11 protein-coding genes are annotated in these 14,673 nt (G+C 48.2%); 3 read left to right on the top strand and 8 right to left on the bottom strand.

Annotated features, from left to right (window positions below):
• Positions 1 to 29 precede the first annotated feature (29 nt).
• Positions 30 to 908 (top strand): pyridoxal 5'-phosphate synthase lyase subunit PdxS, encoded by an 879-nt coding sequence (gene pdxS, locus B3M32_RS01295; protein ID WP_088638859.1) that lies wholly within the window; start codon positions 30 to 32, stop codon positions 906 to 908.
• Positions 908 to 1,522, top strand: coding sequence for a pyridoxal 5'-phosphate synthase glutaminase subunit PdxT (gene pdxT / locus B3M32_RS01290; protein ID WP_290742704.1), 615 nt, complete (start codon positions 908 to 910; stop codon positions 1,520 to 1,522). Before pdxS ends, pdxT begins: the two co-directional genes overlap by 1 nt.
• 79 nt (positions 1,523 to 1,601) lie before the next feature.
• Here pdxT and B3M32_RS01285 read toward each other — a convergent pair whose 3' ends face one another.
• Genes B3M32_RS01285 through B3M32_RS01275 form a run of 3 tightly spaced genes read right to left on the bottom strand, consistent with a single transcriptional unit; the run spans position 1,602 to position 4,695 of the window.
• Positions 1,602 to 2,159: a carboxymuconolactone decarboxylase family protein gene (locus B3M32_RS01285; RefSeq protein ID WP_290742700.1), complete on the bottom strand. Its 558-nt coding sequence runs from the start codon at positions 2,157 to 2,159 to the stop codon at positions 1,602 to 1,604.
• 58 nt (positions 2,160 to 2,217) lie between these two features.
• Positions 2,218 to 3,378 (bottom strand): iron-containing alcohol dehydrogenase, encoded by a 1,161-nt coding sequence (locus tag B3M32_RS01280; RefSeq protein WP_290742697.1) that lies wholly within the window; start codon positions 3,376 to 3,378, stop codon positions 2,218 to 2,220.
• Between the two features lie 33 nt (positions 3,379 to 3,411).
• Positions 3,412 to 4,695 (bottom strand): O-acetylhomoserine aminocarboxypropyltransferase/cysteine synthase family protein, encoded by a 1,284-nt coding sequence (locus B3M32_RS01275; RefSeq protein ID WP_290742694.1) that lies wholly within the window; start codon positions 4,693 to 4,695, stop codon positions 3,412 to 3,414.
• Positions 4,696 to 5,101: 406 nt separating this feature from the next.
• Here B3M32_RS01275 and B3M32_RS01270 point away from each other — a divergent pair, with 406 nt between their 5' ends.
• Positions 5,102 to 5,662: a type IV toxin-antitoxin system AbiEi family antitoxin domain-containing protein gene (locus B3M32_RS01270; RefSeq protein WP_290742691.1), complete on the top strand. Its 561-nt coding sequence runs from the start codon at positions 5,102 to 5,104 to the stop codon at positions 5,660 to 5,662.
• 66 nt (positions 5,663 to 5,728) lie between these two features.
• Here the strand turns inward: B3M32_RS01270 and B3M32_RS01265 are convergent, their stop codons facing one another.
• The 5 genes from B3M32_RS01265 to B3M32_RS01245 form a co-directional block, all read right to left on the bottom strand.
• Complete coding sequence (locus tag B3M32_RS01265) at positions 5,729 to 8,836, bottom strand: type I restriction endonuclease subunit R (RefSeq protein ID WP_290742688.1); 3,108 nt, start codon at positions 8,834 to 8,836, stop codon at positions 5,729 to 5,731.
• Positions 8,833 to 10,269 carry an AAA family ATPase gene (locus B3M32_RS01260; RefSeq protein WP_290742685.1) on the bottom strand — a complete coding sequence of 479 codons (1,437 nt, stop codon included), beginning with the start codon at positions 10,267 to 10,269 and terminating at the stop codon, positions 8,833 to 8,835. The genes B3M32_RS01265 and B3M32_RS01260 overlap by 4 nt, the downstream gene beginning before the upstream one ends.
• Positions 10,270 to 10,428: 159 nt before the next feature.
• The gene (locus B3M32_RS01255) at positions 10,429 to 11,724 is read right to left on the bottom strand and encodes a restriction endonuclease subunit S (RefSeq protein WP_290742682.1); all 1,296 of its coding nucleotides are present in this window, start codon (positions 11,722 to 11,724) and stop codon (positions 10,429 to 10,431) included.
• Between the two features lie 12 nt (positions 11,725 to 11,736).
• Positions 11,737 to 13,836: a type I restriction-modification system subunit M gene (locus B3M32_RS01250; RefSeq protein ID WP_290742679.1), complete on the bottom strand. Its 2,100-nt coding sequence runs from the start codon at positions 13,834 to 13,836 to the stop codon at positions 11,737 to 11,739.
• Between the two features lie 42 nt (positions 13,837 to 13,878).
• Positions 13,879 to 14,649, bottom strand: a complete 771-nt coding sequence (locus B3M32_RS01245) for a DUF2971 domain-containing protein (protein ID WP_290742676.1) — start codon at positions 14,647 to 14,649, stop codon at positions 13,879 to 13,881.
• Positions 14,650 to 14,673: the final 24 nt, after the last annotated feature.

The raw sequence follows: 14,673 nt of genomic DNA, 5'->3' as shown, positions 1-14,673 counted from the left end.
AAACGATTCACTTTTTCAAGGAGATTTACATGGCAGACCAGAACCGTTACGAACTCAACAAGAATCTTGCCCAAATGCTCAAAGGCGGCGTCATTATGGACGTGACCACCCCCGAACAGGCCAAAATTGCCGAGGCCGCAGGCGCCGCCGCCGTCATGGCCCTTGAACGCATCCCGGCCGACATCCGAGCCGCCGGAGGAGTCTCCAGAATGAGCGACCCGAAAATGATCAAGGGAATCCAGGACGCCGTTTCCATCCCGGTCATGGCAAAATGTCGCATCGGTCACTTTGCAGAAGCGCAGATTTTGCAGGCCATCGAAATTGACTACATCGACGAAAGCGAAGTTCTTTCCCCTGCCGATGACGTTTTCCACATCAACAAGCGCGATTTCGAAGTTCCGTTCGTCTGCGGTGCGAAAGATTTGGGAGAAGCGCTTCGCCGTATCGAAGAAGGCGCCTCCATGATTCGCACCAAGGGCGAGCCGGGCACGGGCGACATCGTCCAGGCCGTACGCCACATGCGCCTCATGAACCAGGAAATCGCCCGCATTTCGAGCCTGCGCGAAGACGAACTTTTCAACCGTGCGAAGGAACTCCAGGTGTCGTACGACCTGGTGCGCTACGTTCACGACCACAAGAAACTCCCGGTGGTGAACTTCGCCGCCGGGGGCGTCGCCACCCCTGCCGATGCCGCCCTCATGATGCAGCTCGGCGCCGAAGGCGTATTCGTGGGTTCCGGAATCTTCAAGTCGGGCAACCCCGCCAAACGCGCCGCCGCCATCGTGCAGGCAGTCACCAACTACACCGACGCAAAACTCATCGCCAAGCTTTCCGAAGACCTGGGCGAAGCCATGGTCGGCATCAACGAACAGGAAATTGCTCTGCTCATGGCCGAAAGGGGGAAATAATGAATATTGACAAGCCGCAAATCGGCGTGCTAGCGGTACAGGGGGCATTCATCGAACATGAACGCATCCTGCAAGCGCTCGGCGCCGATGTCTTTGAAATCCGCCAGCTGCGAGACTTGGACCGCACTATCGACGGACTCGTTCTCCCCGGAGGCGAAAGTACCGTACAAGGGAAACTCCTGCGCGACCTCGGGCTTTTTGAACCGCTCAGGGCTAAAATTCAAGCTGGATTGCCCGTACTTGCGACATGTGCAGGCGCCATCCTGCTTGCCGAAAAAATCGCAGGCGAAAGAGACGCCCACTTCGCAACGCTCCCCGCCATTATCCGTCGCAACGCTTACGGCCGACAGCTCGGCAGTTTTTTCACCGAAAATGAGGTCGCGCATATCGGGAAGGTCCCGCAGACATTTATCCGTGCCCCATTCTTCGAATCCGTCAGCGACGATGTGGAGATTCTTTCGCGGACGGCAAGTACAAACGGAAATTCCGATAGCGCAAACACCAAGCAGATTGTCGCCGTGAAATACAGGAATCAAATCGCACTCTCGTTCCACCCGGAACTCAACAGCGACACAAGCATCCACCGATATTTCCTGGACCTGGTCGCTGCATAGGGAATGTACAAAAAAAAAGACGCCTCTGAAAAACATCGCTTTTTTCCAGAGACGTCCCTTTTGTACGGAGAGTACAAAACTACTTGATGTCCTTTCTCCAGGTGGCAGGCTTGAATTCACCCACAATCGGGAGCAAGCGCTGGTCCACGTCGATTTTCAACACGGAGTTGAAGTTGTTCGTCGCAATCATCTGGGCAGCAAAGCCCACGATGGCCACGATTTCGGAATCGTTGTAGAACTTGCGCAGTTCATCGAAGTAGGAATCCGGAACGGCGGTGGGGTCCTTCACGATTTGCCTTGCAAGCTTCACGAGGATTTCTTCGTTCTTCTCGTATTCAAACCCGTTCGGGTCGATGCCGAGAGCCTTCAGGTCGCTGATGAAGAACAGCGAGCAAAGCTGGCAGCTGTTCGTCGTAGAAACAGCGTGGGCATAGACCGTAGCGGCGCGCTGCCCGATGATTTCCACGAGGCGAGCCCAGCTGGTATACCAGCCCATGAAGGCATCGAACGTCGCGTAGTCCTGCAACAGCGCGCGCTTCATGTTGGTGATTTTGCCTGTAGAGATGAGCTTTTCATAGGCTTCCTTTGCCTTGCCTTGAGCTTCATCAACCGATTCAATAAATTTTACTCTTGCCATATTGTTGCACTCTCCTTTTGGTGCGTTAGCACCGTTTTGTTTTTGTTTAAGTTTTTGATTACAGCGCAATCTTCAAGATATCCTTGATCGCTGCGGCATTGAGTGGCACGTAGTGCCCGACCTTGCCATTACGCGTAGCACGTGCGGCCATCGCGTCAAAGTCCTTGTCGCCAATCTTCAAGTCTGCAAGCGTTGTCGCAAGCCCAAGCTTCTTGAAGAATGCCGCAAGTTTTTCCGAAAGGATGTAAGCGCGTTCCGTTTCGCTGTAGTTGAACGAATCTACGCCGAACACCCGGCTCGCAAGGAGCGCAAGCCTCCAGGGCTTTTTCTCGGCCATGTATTTTGTCCAGGCAACAGTCACCACCGCCATGCCTTCGCCGTGAGTGATGTTGTATTGGGCAGAAAGTTCATGTTCGATTCGGTGCGAGCCCCAATCAGCGCTGCGTCCTGCATCCAGGAACCCGCCATGAGCGACACTTGCAAGCCACTGGATTTCTCCACGGGCATTGACATCTTTCTGGTTGGCGATAAGCTTGTCCGCATTGACGAGCAGCGCCCGGATGGCCCCTTCGATCAAGTAGTCCGTGGTATCGGAATACTTCTCATCCGAGAAATAACGCTCCAACAAGTGCGAAAGCACATCAGCGATTCCCACGAAAGTCTGGTACGCCGGCAGGCCAACAGTGTATTTCGGGTTCATGATGGCAAACTTCGGAATGATACGGTCATCTTCAAATCCGAGCTTCCATTCTCCGCTCGAAAGAATTGCCGCATTCGAAGTCTCGGAGCCGCTAGATGCCGTCGTTGCAATCACGCCGATGGGCAATACCTGCTTGGGAGACACGCCTTTTTCAAAGAAATCCCACACATCGCCGTCGTACGGAATGCCAAGCGCCACCGCCTTCGCGGTATCGATGGAACTTCCGCCACCGACCGCGAGCACAAAGTCCACCTGGTTTTCCTTGCCCTGCTTCACGAGTTCGCGCACCAGGTCAATCGAAGGGTTCGGCACCACGTTCCCGTTTTCAGAAAAACGAATGCCCAGTTCGGCAACAGCATCCTTGATTACATCGTAAATGCCAAGCGTCTTGATAAAGTCACCGCTATAAACAAGTTGGAGTGACTTCACGCCGTATCCAACCAAAAGCGATTTCAGTTTCTGCTCACTGTGTTCGCCAAAAACAATCTTCGCCGGGTTGTAATATTCAAAATCAATCATTGTATTCTCCGTACAATAAAAAGATTGACTTTTTTAAATTGCCGCGAATCCGTTTTCGAGGTCGGCGATGATGTCTTCGTAGTGTTCCGTACCGATAGACACGCGAATCGTTGCCGGAGTGATTCCGGCTGCAGCCAATTCTTCCGGAGTAAGTTCCGAATGCGTGGTGGTGTACGGGTGAATCACGAGGCTCTTCACGTCGGCAACGTTTGCAAGCAGGCTGAAAATCTTCAGGCTATCGATGAACTTGAAGGCTTCTTCCTGGCCGCCCTTGATATCGAACGTAAAGATGGAGCCGCCACCATTCGGGAAGTACTTCTGGTAAAGCTTGTGGTCCGGATGGTTTTCGAAGCTCGGGTGGCTCACGCGGGTAACCTTCGGGTGCTTGGAAAGGAATTCCAGAACCTTCTTGGTGTTTTCCACATGGCGATCGAGGCGGAGCGAAAGCGTTTCGACACCCTGCAACAGCAGGAATGCGTTGAACGGGGAAATGGCAGCACCTTCGTCTCGGAGGAGAATCGTACGCACGTAGATGGCGTAGGCAGCAGCGCCGGCGGCCACAAACGGGAAACCGTAGCTCGGGTTCTTTTCAGTGAACTGCGGGAACTTGCCGCTCTTGGTCCAGTCGAACTTACCGCTATCCACGATGACACCGCCGAGAGTCGTGCCGTGACCGCCGATGAACTTGGTCGCGGAATGCACCACAATGTCGGCACCGTGTTCAATCGGACGAATCAAGTAAGGCGTACCGAAGGTGTTGTCGATGACCAGAGGAATCTTGTTCTTGTGAGCGATTTCGGCGATAGCGTCGATATCCGGAATATCGGAATGCGGGTTGCCGAGAGTTTCGATAAAGATGAGCTTCGTGTTTTCCTTGACGGCGGCTTCGACGCTCTTGAGATCGTGAGTGTCGACGAAGGTCGATTCGATACCGAAGTCACGGAGCGTGTGCTGCAACAGGTTGAAAGTACCACCGTAAACCGTGCGCTGGACAACCACGTGGTCACCACTGCGGGCAAGAGCCGTGATGGCGTAAGTGATGGCAGCGGCACCAGAGGCGACAGCGAGAGCGGCAACGCCACCTTCGAGGGCAGCAACGCGCTGTTCCAAAATACCTTGGGTCGTATTGGTGATACGGCCATAGACGTTACCGCCAGCCTTTAAGACAAAACGGTCTGCGGCGTCCTGAGAATTGTGGAAAACGTAAGAGGTGGTCTGGTAAATAGGAACCGCGCGGGAATCGGTTGCAGAGTCTGCGGTTTCCTGGCCAACATGGAGCTGAAGAGTTTCAAAGTGGAGCTTGTTCTGAGTCGTCATGATAAAAATTCCTTTTAGGTTGTAGCGGGCAACCGGGTCTAAAGAGACCCGTGCTCGCGATATTTGGTTTTGGAGATATCCTTAGGCTTAATTTTTCTAACCTGCGAAGCCTTAAGGACAAAGACTTCCGGCTAGTTCGTTTTCAGAATGCCTCTCGGCATTCGACAGTCACTTATCATAGGCGCTCCTTCGAATGCTTAGGAATCACAAACCATTTTGTTTTTCCTACCAATCTTATAGGCTTTAAGATAGAATAAGATTTTGCCCCCGTCAAGGCATAAACGCATACTATTTAACTATAGAGTGTTATAGCATTTGGCTATAACGAGGAGATGACAGCGTTGCCATCGCTCGTCATGCGTACAAAACTACTACAATTATGTATATTTGTAGTAGTTTAATACATATGCATAAAAAGAAATTCATAACGGCAGGTATGGTTTGCGAGCAAGGACGAGCGCAATACTACGCGACCCTCCATAAAGCGAAACAGGGCGAACTGGTTCGTGTCAAGAGAGGTGTTTATGCAGAAGAGATTGCCCTGGCCGATACGATGGTGGATATCGAAAGCCTGATCCCCGGTGGAATTCTCTGCATGTTCTCCGCTTGGGAACATTACGGCCTCACAACGCAAGTCCCGCAACAATATGATGTCGCCATAAAAAGGGGCCGCAAAGTCGTTGCGCCACGCTACCCGAACTTCAAACTTCATAATCTGTCCGACAACGCGCTTAACCTTGGCATTACCACGGCAAATATTTCAGGCTACAAGGTCAAAATTTTTGACATCGAAAAATGTGTCTGCGATGCCGTTAAATTCCGCAATAAAATCGGCATTGACGTTTGCACAGAAATAGTCAAGAACTACCTCAAGCGCCGCAATAAGAACATCGCAAAGCTCATGAAATACGCGAAGGTTCTGCGGGTAGAGAAAACCCTCGAAATGTGCCTAGCAATGGGGGTGTAGAACGAAATACGGAATCTTTAAACATTTTCCGTATTTGGTTGAAAATTCGCAGAAGAGAGCGTGGCGTTATTTCTTTTTCTTGCCTTTCTTTTTTTCAGCGGCCATTCCCATATCGCTGAATTCATTCTTTTGCGTTGGCATTTTATAAATACGCCCTGTGGCATCTTCGTTAGCCGTAGCATCCGCTGCTTCATCGGCTTCTTTGGCTTTCTTCTTTAGGCTCTTGTAAATTTCGCCCATGAATATGCCAAGGACTTCTTTCTTGATTTCGTTGTTGTTCAGGAGCAGTGAGAAGAAGCTTTCGTTCTGATCAAGACCTTCAATCAACGCGTCATCAATGTTGTCGTAGAACGGGAATGCGAAATCCTTTTCCGTGTTGGATGCGGCACTCTTCTTGAGGTTTTCGTTTTTCATCATGATATCGCGAATCTGCAAAGCGGCTTTCACGGCAACGTCAGTATCAAACGCGGTTCCATTTTTGCTATTGATTTCAGCAATAATCTCGGACAGTTTCTGCTTTTTGTCTTCGGTGAGGCCGAATTTTTCGGCAATAGGCAATTTCAGGAACGGTTTAGAAACTAAATTCGAGGCCTTGTGTTCTTCATCCTTTTTCTGGACAAAGTTCCCTATCTTGATTTTTCCCTTCAGCGAGAAGCCGTTACCCGCTTGGCGAATATCCAAATACGCAAGCAAAGCGACAATGAAATTGTATTTCTTGTGCAGGTCAACATCGCTGAAATTCGTCACCTGAATCATGAATTCATAGAAACGCACGAAACTGCGCAACAGAGCAACAAATTCCAGCTGTTCTTCGAGTTCGTATTTGTCAACGAATTTCTGGGCACGCACAAGCAGGCTGTTGATTTCGGCCTTTTTCTTGTCCATCAAACCCTTGTACATCCACTCGTTAAATTTCATTACGTCATCGTAATCGATAATGCCATAGGCATCAATCTTCTTTTCGAGTTCGTAGATATTTCTTGGGTTTACCGAGTTGGCAAGGAATGTCGAGGTGTAATACGGAGCAAACGCCGCCTTCATATCTTCGTAATCGTTCTTAAAGTCGAGAATAAAGGTCTGCTTTTTATACGGGGAGCAAATGCGGTTGAGTCTCGAAAGCGTCTGCACGGCGTTGACTCCGCGCAACTTTTTGAGAATATACATCGCACAGAGTTTCTTCTGATCAAAACCCGTCTGGTACTTGTTTGCCACAAGCAGTACCTGGTATCCGTCCTTGTCGAATTTTTCAGGCAACTTGTCTTCGGAAAAACCGTTCATCTTCGCTTCGGAATACTCGACATCATCGACTTTGACTTTCCCGGAGAATGCGACCAGCGCCTTGATATCGCTGTAGCCTTTTTTGTTCAGGTATTCATCCATGGCCTGTCGGTATTTCACCGCACCTTGGCGCGAATCCGTAATGACCATCGCCTTTGCGTTTCCGTCCAGTTCCTGCATCACGGTCGTGCGGAAGTGCTCCACAATGACTTCGACACGCTGAGCAATGTTGGTATCGTGCAGTTCGGCAGTGCGGGCAATCTGACGCTTCGCTTTTTTGGTTTCCAGGGTCGGATCGTCTTGAATGGCTTTGTTTACCTGATAGAATGTTTTGTAAGTGATGTAGTTTTGCAAAACATCCAGAATGAAACCTTCTTCAATCGCTTGCTTCATGGAATAGGTGTGGAACGCCTCGCCGTGGCCATCCTTATTGATGCGCCCAAACAGTTGTAGCGTCGTAGGCTTGGGAGTTGCCGTAAAAGCGAAGAACGAAACATTCTCCTGCTTGCCGTTGCGTTTGATTTCATCGACAATGGAATCTTCGACATCGACTTCTTCGTCTTCGTTCTGCTTGCCTTTACCAAGAGCCTTGGTGATTGCCGCCATGTTCTTGCCCGCAGTAGAAGAATGCGCCTCGTCGATGATAACAGCAAAAGTCTTCCCCTTAAGCGAGGCAACCGTATCGACAATGTAGGGGAACTTCTGGATGGTCGTCGCGATAATCTTGGTGTTCCCTTCAAGAGCCTTGCGCAAATCATCCGAAGTGCAGTCGTCCTTCATCGGCTTGAAAAGCCCGGACTTGTGTTCGATTCCGCTAATGGCCGCCTGCAACTGCCTATCGACCACCACGCGGTCCGTCACCACAACGACATTATCAAAAATCTGCTTGTCATCCTTGTCGTGCAACGAAGAAAAACGATGCGAAAGCCAGGCGATTGTATTGGTTTTGCCGCTACCCGCACTGTGCTGGATTAGGTAATTGAACGAAGACTTATTTTCCGTGACATCGGCGAGAATCTTTCGCAAGCAATCCAACTGATGATAGCGCGGAAAAATGATATTTTCCTTCTTCGTCTTTTTCCCGGTTTCCTTGTCCTCTTTTTCTTCGACCTGGATAAAGATGTATCTCGAAATCAAGTCGAGAATCGTATCCTTGGTCAGGATATCTTCCCACATGTAGTGCACAGGGTAATCGTCTTCGCAAAGCGGGTTACCCTTGCCCGCATTTACGCCATTGCCGTCGCCCATATTGAAAGGCAAGAAGGTCGTCGTTTCGCCTTCGAGCCGCGTGGTCATATAGACTTCATTCAGGTCCATCGCAAAGTTCACCAGCGTTCCCGACTTGAACTGGAACAGCCGCGTCTTGGGATTACGCTGCGTGCGGTACTGCTCAATGGCGTGCGAATAATTTTGCCCCTGCGGATTCGACTTAAGCTCAAACGAAATGATGGCAATTCCGTTCAAGAAAATCACCAGATCAATCCTTTCGTCGTCACTCGCCCAGACTTCTTCGGCGACCGAGAAGATATTTTCCCGGTAGTTCTTCAAGAGTTCCGGGTTAAAATCGGTGGCAGGCTTGCTATACATCAAATCCAGGTGCTGGTTTGCAAGGTCAATGCCGTGCTTGAGCGCGCCGATAAGGCTTCCGTCCTTCTTGTTCACTTCGCGGTTGAAGTAGTTGAACAATGTTTCCTCGAAATCTCCCTTGTACATCTTGCGCAGGAGTTCGACTTTTTTCGGCTGCGTCTTGGTCAAAAATTCCACGAGCAATTCGCCGTCTATTGCAAAACGGCGATCGAAGTTCTCGTTCGTGCGCACACGGTAACCGTTATGCTCTTTCAGATAATTGAGAATTCCGCGCTGGTAATCGTAACGTTCGTTGATAGAGAACTTCATAGCGTATTCCCCCTGAACAAATCTTCCATTGTGATTTCTTGTTGAGCGACGCTGCTGTTGGCACCTTCGGCAACACCGTAGGTAGTCACCATTGTTGGTACGATGGCGTATTTGGTTTTCGTCTTAGTTCGGAAAAGTTCAGCCCTATCGCGAATGTAATCGGCGTAATCCGCCGTCATCTGATACCGGCCCATAGCGAATTTAATTTCGCATAAATTTATTGTTCTGTCAGCCCTTGAAATAACTAAATCAATTTGGGCACCCTTTTCAGAATCGCTTTTTGGCACATATCTCCACGCAGATACTTCCGTCGCGATGCCGGCAATGCCCAGTTTCTGCTTTATAGCATCAACATGCGTCATGCAGACTAGTTCAAAAGTCTGCCCCAGCCAGATTTCTACGCTATGCGAGTTGAAATGCTTACTCCACCATTGTTCGTCAAGGGAATTGTTTGCCTGCACATACTTGAAATAAAAGAGTGTATAAAAATCAGACAAACGGTAAATAGCGTCCTTGACCTTATTGCCAAGCTGGCTATAACGCAAAACGAAATCGCAGCGTTCAAGGTTTTTCAGCACGACTGTCAACATTTTTCCGTCAAAATGAGCCTGTTTCCCTATTTCAGAACGGGTCATGCCCTCTTTGTGGTTGGCGAGCAACTGCACCACTTGTATATAGTATTCCGCATGGGAGAATAACGCATTGTAGAGTTCGTCAAATTCTATTTTCAGCAAAGCGTTCTTACGGAAGAATAGTCGGTCGATATTTTGGACAAGGCTCAAGCGGGTGTCCAGCAGACTCCAGTAAAACGGGACTCCGCCCAAAATCATGTATGCCTGGAGAATCTGGTATCTATCCCATGCACACCTTCTGGCTCGGAGATATTGTTCCGACTCGTAAAGCGTAAAGGGGTTCAGGTAGATGCTGTTCGTAATGCGGCAATGCAACCCGCCCTGGTTCTCGACGAGCTTATCAATCATCCAGCTGGTCGCACTGCCCGTTGCAACAAACAGAATGTCTTTGCGGCGTGCAACCCAACCATTCCAGAAGTTTTCGAACTCTTCGACAAAATCCGATTTTGGGGTGTCAATCCACGGCATTTCATCAAAAAAGATGACCTTCTTGTGGTCGCTGGATTGCGACTCGATCCATCCGGTTAACGAATCGAAAGCTTCGGACCAATCGGCAAACTCTGGCAATTTTGGCAAACGCGCGTAATGCTTGATGGCCTTTGCAAAGTTTCGCAACTGCTTTTTTACGGGCAGGTTGTGTCCGCCGACAAAAGAAAAGTCGTATTGCCGGTTGAAAAACTCCTCTACAAGGAAGGTCTTGCCTACGCGGCGGCGGCCATAAACGACAACAAACTCCGACTGGTCACTTTTCAGGCAGCGGTCGAGTTCTTCTATTTCGCGATTTCGTCCAATAAGGTTCATCGGCATCCCCATGCTGTTTCCCTAAATATACTCAAAAATTGAACCAATAGTTTCCCAAAAGTGATATTTTTTACGAGATTTGGGAAAATATACGCTAAAAACTACGGATAATTTCCCAAATCTGCAAATTTTTATGAGATTTGGGAAATTATGCTATTTTTAGGAAACTTCCTTTTTGCCGGTGACGTATTCAAAGATGAGGGATTTCTTGTATTCGTCCAGGGTTTCGAGCTGACGCTGCTTATCGGCGATGGTCGCATTAATTTCGGAGCACTTTTCGTCGAGATAATCTGCGATAGCCTTCTGCTCGGAGAGAGGTGGAACGGGCATTTCAGAATTTGCAAAATCTTCAAAAGCGATATTTTTCCCGTCTCGTAAACTCATCGTAAATGAATTCATCTTTTCGATGAACGACTTTTCTTTAAACAAATACCGATAATAACCATTGCAACAAGAGACTATTGAATAAAACACTTGGTATGCAGGAGAAACAACGCCCTCGTATTCGGAATACTCAAATCCACCTTGAAAACTTCTCAGGCTAATGCAAAAATCACCTTGATGAATTGTCTTGAGCTCTGCAAGATTGACCTTCTCGTTGAGTTTTACAACCTTTTGTGTGGTCAGCTCTTCTAATTTAGATTGGGGGATGACTCCAAATTTTTGTGATGGAGACAATAATTGCAAATCAATCGTATTGCCCTTAGAATTTCTTTGTTTAAATAAATACTTTGCTTTTATACTATCCCACCCTTCAGGGATTTTTCCGATCCATTCGATGCCGCTGTCTTTTAATTTGGCTTTGGGGTTGAGACCTTTGGTAACGGCTTCGGTAATGACTGATTTCTTGTAGTCGTTCAAAATTTCAATCTCGCGCTGCACATCAGAACGAATTGAATCTATCTCGCCACACTTCTCATCCAAAAAATCCGCAATCTTCTGTTGTTCAGTAATCGGCGGGATTGGAAGAATGTATTCATTATATTTATCAGCGCCAATATTCTGTATCGTTGCTTGCGAAAAGGATTGATTTTTCCAATTCTCGTAATTAAGTCCTAATGTATTATAAAAAACAAATTTAGGATAAGCAACCTTTTTGTTCAAAGATGCCCTTATAAGGTATCCAGCAAAAGCCGAAGCGCCAAATATTTTTCTATAAAAGAATGTCTTACCTACAGAGGCTCCGCTACGAGCGAACAATATATCTTCGTCTTTAAGTAAATACGGCTTTGCCGTTGTATTGTCTAACGAAAGCTTGCCATCTTCCTTTAACTCATTATCCATTGTAATGTCCGTAATGCGTATATATCGAGGCAATCGCTCATCATAGTCAATTCCCGACTCATTAGCACCATATTGCAAAGGACTTTTTATAAGATACTTTATTTTAGAAACATCCCAATCACTTGGAATTTGTCCAATCCACTCAACACCGCTATCTTTCATCTTACGCATAAATCAAAATTCTCACCCAAACAATTTCGCAATACGCTTGTTCACAGACTTATCGAGCTCCACAAATTCTTTCGCCAAGTCCTTGCTAGCCTTGGGCAGCTGATACTTGTAAAAGTAGCGGGTAAACGGAATCTCGGCACCCGTCTTCACGACAGGTTTCTTGGCGCTTAAATCTTCTTCAAAGAAAGCCTTTGCGTCAGGGATATGCGGCAGCACTTCGCGAGCCATGTAATCGTTGATGCTTTCGGTGTACTTGACAATTTCGGTATCCTTCGAATCGTTATCCCAAAGGACATTGCCCTTCTTGTCTTTCTGGATTTCAGCTTCCTTGTCCATCGCAGAAAGGCCGTCCGCAATCCTGTCGAGCAACTTTTTATCCACATCAGGGAGCAGTTCCGACAAGCGCTCCATAAAGGAATCCGGTTCCAGGAACTTCTTCTTACCTGTATTTGCCTTTAACGTTTCCATGATGGAATCGTAAACGGGCTTGCCCGCCTTCAACTTTTCAAGGAGTTTTTCTTCCTTGGCGGAGAGTTCCTCTTCGGAATTTTCAAGTTCATTCACCTTTGCTTCGTCATAGACCGTATTCAACGCACCCGACACGACCAGGTTTTCGATGCGTTCATCGGTGATGGCGTAACTGCGCTGCAGCGGCTGCTTGACCACGTATTCGCGGTACATGAATTCTTCGTTGTCGTAAATCTGGCAGAGTTCATTCTCTTCGAAGTTGGCGTAGAGTTCGGTAATGCGCTTGCGATCTTCGGGAGTGATTTCGTTGCGCTTGTTGCCGAGGCTCTTGCGCAACTTGTGGTAAAGGCCGCTTGCGTCAATGAGCTGCACCTTGCCGCGGCGTTTCTTGCTCTTGTTCTTCGAGAGCACCCAAATGTAGGTCGCGATGCCCGTATTGTAGAAAAGGTCTGTGGGGAGCGCGATAATCGCTTCGAGCAGGTCGTTTTCCAAAAGCCAGCGACGAATCTGCGATTCGCCCGAGGCCGTGCCACCCGTAAAGAGCGGGGAACCATTCTCGATAATCGCCGCACGCCCGCAAAGGTCGTCCATCTTATCAACCGCAGACTGGATAAACAGCAACTGCATATCGCCCGTTGCAGGCAAGTAGCCCGCACCCCAGCGGCTCTGCGATTTCGTCTTTTCCTTATACACCGCTTCTTCGACACCTTCGGCAGCATCCTTGCCGCCCCACGGCTGCCCAAACGGCGGATTCTCTACCATAAAGCGCATCTTGGTATTCGCAAAGCAATCCGCCTTCATCGTATCTTGCAGGCGGATGTTCTCGGCGTTTTGCCCCTTGATAAGCATTTCGGCAAGGCAAATCGCATAAGATTCCGGGTTCACCTCTTGCCCGAAAAGGCGAATGTCCGCCGTCGGGTTAAAACGCTTGATGAAGTTTTCCGTAGTGGAGAGCATACCGCCTGTTCCGCAGGCCTGGTCACAAACGGTAATCACCTTGCCATCGTCAAAGATGTCGTCGCAACCTTCGGCAAGCAAGATGTTCACCATCGTCTTGATGATGTCGCGACCCGTGTAATGGTCGCCCGCCTCGGCATTTTCAGAGAATCTACGAATCAGATCCTCGAAAATGTAGCCCATCTTTACATTGTCAATCGTTTTCGGATTAAGGTCCAATTCCGAGAATTTCTTGATGACGCCGTAAAGGCGATTGTGCTTGTCCATCTTGTCGATTTGCTTTTCGAAATCGAGACCCGACGAATTGCTCATGATGATTTCCTGAACGTTCGGCGAGAATGCGTTCAAGTAGCTCTTGAAATTTGAAGCAATGTGTTCAGAATCGTTCAAGAGTTCCGCCAGCGTGTATTCACTCGTATTGTAGAACTGAAAGCCAGAGATTTTGCACATCGCCTTGTAAGGGTAAGCGGGGCTCTTTTTGAACTGGGCAACGACCTTCGCCTTCGTGCCGGCAAGCGCACATTCAAAGCGGCGGATAATCACCATCGGGATGATGACATCTTTGTACTTGTCGCTCTTGTAAGGGCCGCGAAGCGTATTCGCGATGGACCAAATAAAGTTGACTTCGGTCGAAACATCTACCGGGGAATCGTCAAAAGCGGCGTCGATCACCTTGTTCTTGGACATGTAGAAAATCCTTTGCTGTATCAAAGGTAAAAGTAAATAAAATTACGGATGTTCTATGAGAACGGGCTTGAGTTTGAAAGCGTTTGGGTCAAGAGTTATCTGGTAGATATTGATATTCGGATTCAAGTCCCTTGCAATTTCGATAATTTGCTCCTTTTTGCGCGGCAACATATTTACGCCGAGATAAACCGATTCAAAGCAATCGGCAGTAATTCTGGGGTAATGGCGTATTTCTTTCCCGTCTATGCTTTCTTCTTCATCAAATTCTCTTGGAACATCTCGTGCTGCATTCGCCCAATAAGGATCTTGCGCAATCAAGCGAACCTCTTGCTCGTGTTCCCAATCCTTGGCTTTCGTCAACAGCCATTCGGATGGAGAATGACGAACTCTAAAATAATCGGGCTTATCGGTTATGTCTCTGTAAATAACCTCTTCCGCTGCTTGAGGAGCCGACAGTCCGGCAAACCTATCTTGGCAACACCACAAAATTGCACTCAAATTAAGACCAATGCAAATACCTTTGTGGTTATTGTAGTAAGCCCACATCAATAACGAATCGCACACCTTCGACAAGCAACAAATCCAGGTTTGCTCCCTGTAATTTTTCATGTGCGTATATTCCATCTGTGAGATGAATTCTGCAGGAGGCCAATTACGTTCGTTCTTGGGGGCGCGAGAAAAATCAAATAATGCCGGGTGGCAGTCAAACGGGTCGTTGAATTTTGTGGCATTGGTAAACTGAAGCGTGCGGTATTTCAGCATCAGCCGACCGCCTTCAAAATCAAGATATTTATATAATATGGGCGTTGTCATTGTTTCACAATCTAGATTATTTTT

It is taken from the genome of Fibrobacter sp. UBA4309, from assembly GCF_002395745.1.
In the GTDB taxonomy this organism is placed as follows: domain Bacteria; phylum Fibrobacterota; class Fibrobacteria; order Fibrobacterales; family Fibrobacteraceae; genus Fibrobacter.
The sequence above is the reverse complement of the archived record's forward strand: the minus strand, read 5'-3'. Positions and strand labels throughout refer to the sequence as shown.

Bases quoted from the DNA above. Each gene is read 5' to 3' on its own strand.
- pdxS (WP_088638859.1), top strand. From the start codon at position 30: ATGGCAGACCAGAACCGTTACGAACTCAACAAGAATCTTGCCCAAATG.
- pdxT (WP_290742704.1), top strand. From the start codon at position 908: ATGAATATTGACAAGCCGCAAATCGGCGTGCTAGCGGTACAGGGGGCA.
- B3M32_RS01285 (WP_290742700.1), bottom strand. From the start codon at position 2,159: ATGGCAAGAGTAAAATTTATTGAATCGGTTGATGAAGCTCAAGGCAAG.
- B3M32_RS01280 (WP_290742697.1), bottom strand. From the start codon at position 3,378: ATGATTGATTTTGAATATTACAACCCGGCGAAGATTGTTTTTGGCGAA.
- B3M32_RS01275 (WP_290742694.1), bottom strand. From the start codon at position 4,695: ATGACGACTCAGAACAAGCTCCACTTTGAAACTCTTCAGCTCCATGTT.
- B3M32_RS01270 (WP_290742691.1), top strand. From the start codon at position 5,102: ATGCATAAAAAGAAATTCATAACGGCAGGTATGGTTTGCGAGCAAGGA.
- B3M32_RS01265 (WP_290742688.1), bottom strand. From the start codon at position 8,836: ATGAAGTTCTCTATCAACGAACGTTACGATTACCAGCGCGGAATTCTC.
- B3M32_RS01260 (WP_290742685.1), bottom strand. From the start codon at position 10,269: ATGAACCTTATTGGACGAAATCGCGAAATAGAAGAACTCGACCGCTGC.
- B3M32_RS01255 (WP_290742682.1), bottom strand. From the start codon at position 11,724: ATGCGTAAGATGAAAGATAGCGGTGTTGAGTGGATTGGACAAATTCCA.
- B3M32_RS01250 (WP_290742679.1), bottom strand. From the start codon at position 13,836: ATGTCCAAGAACAAGGTGATCGACGCCGCTTTTGACGATTCCCCGGTA.
- B3M32_RS01245 (WP_290742676.1), bottom strand. From the start codon at position 14,649: ATGACAACGCCCATATTATATAAATATCTTGATTTTGAAGGCGGTCGG.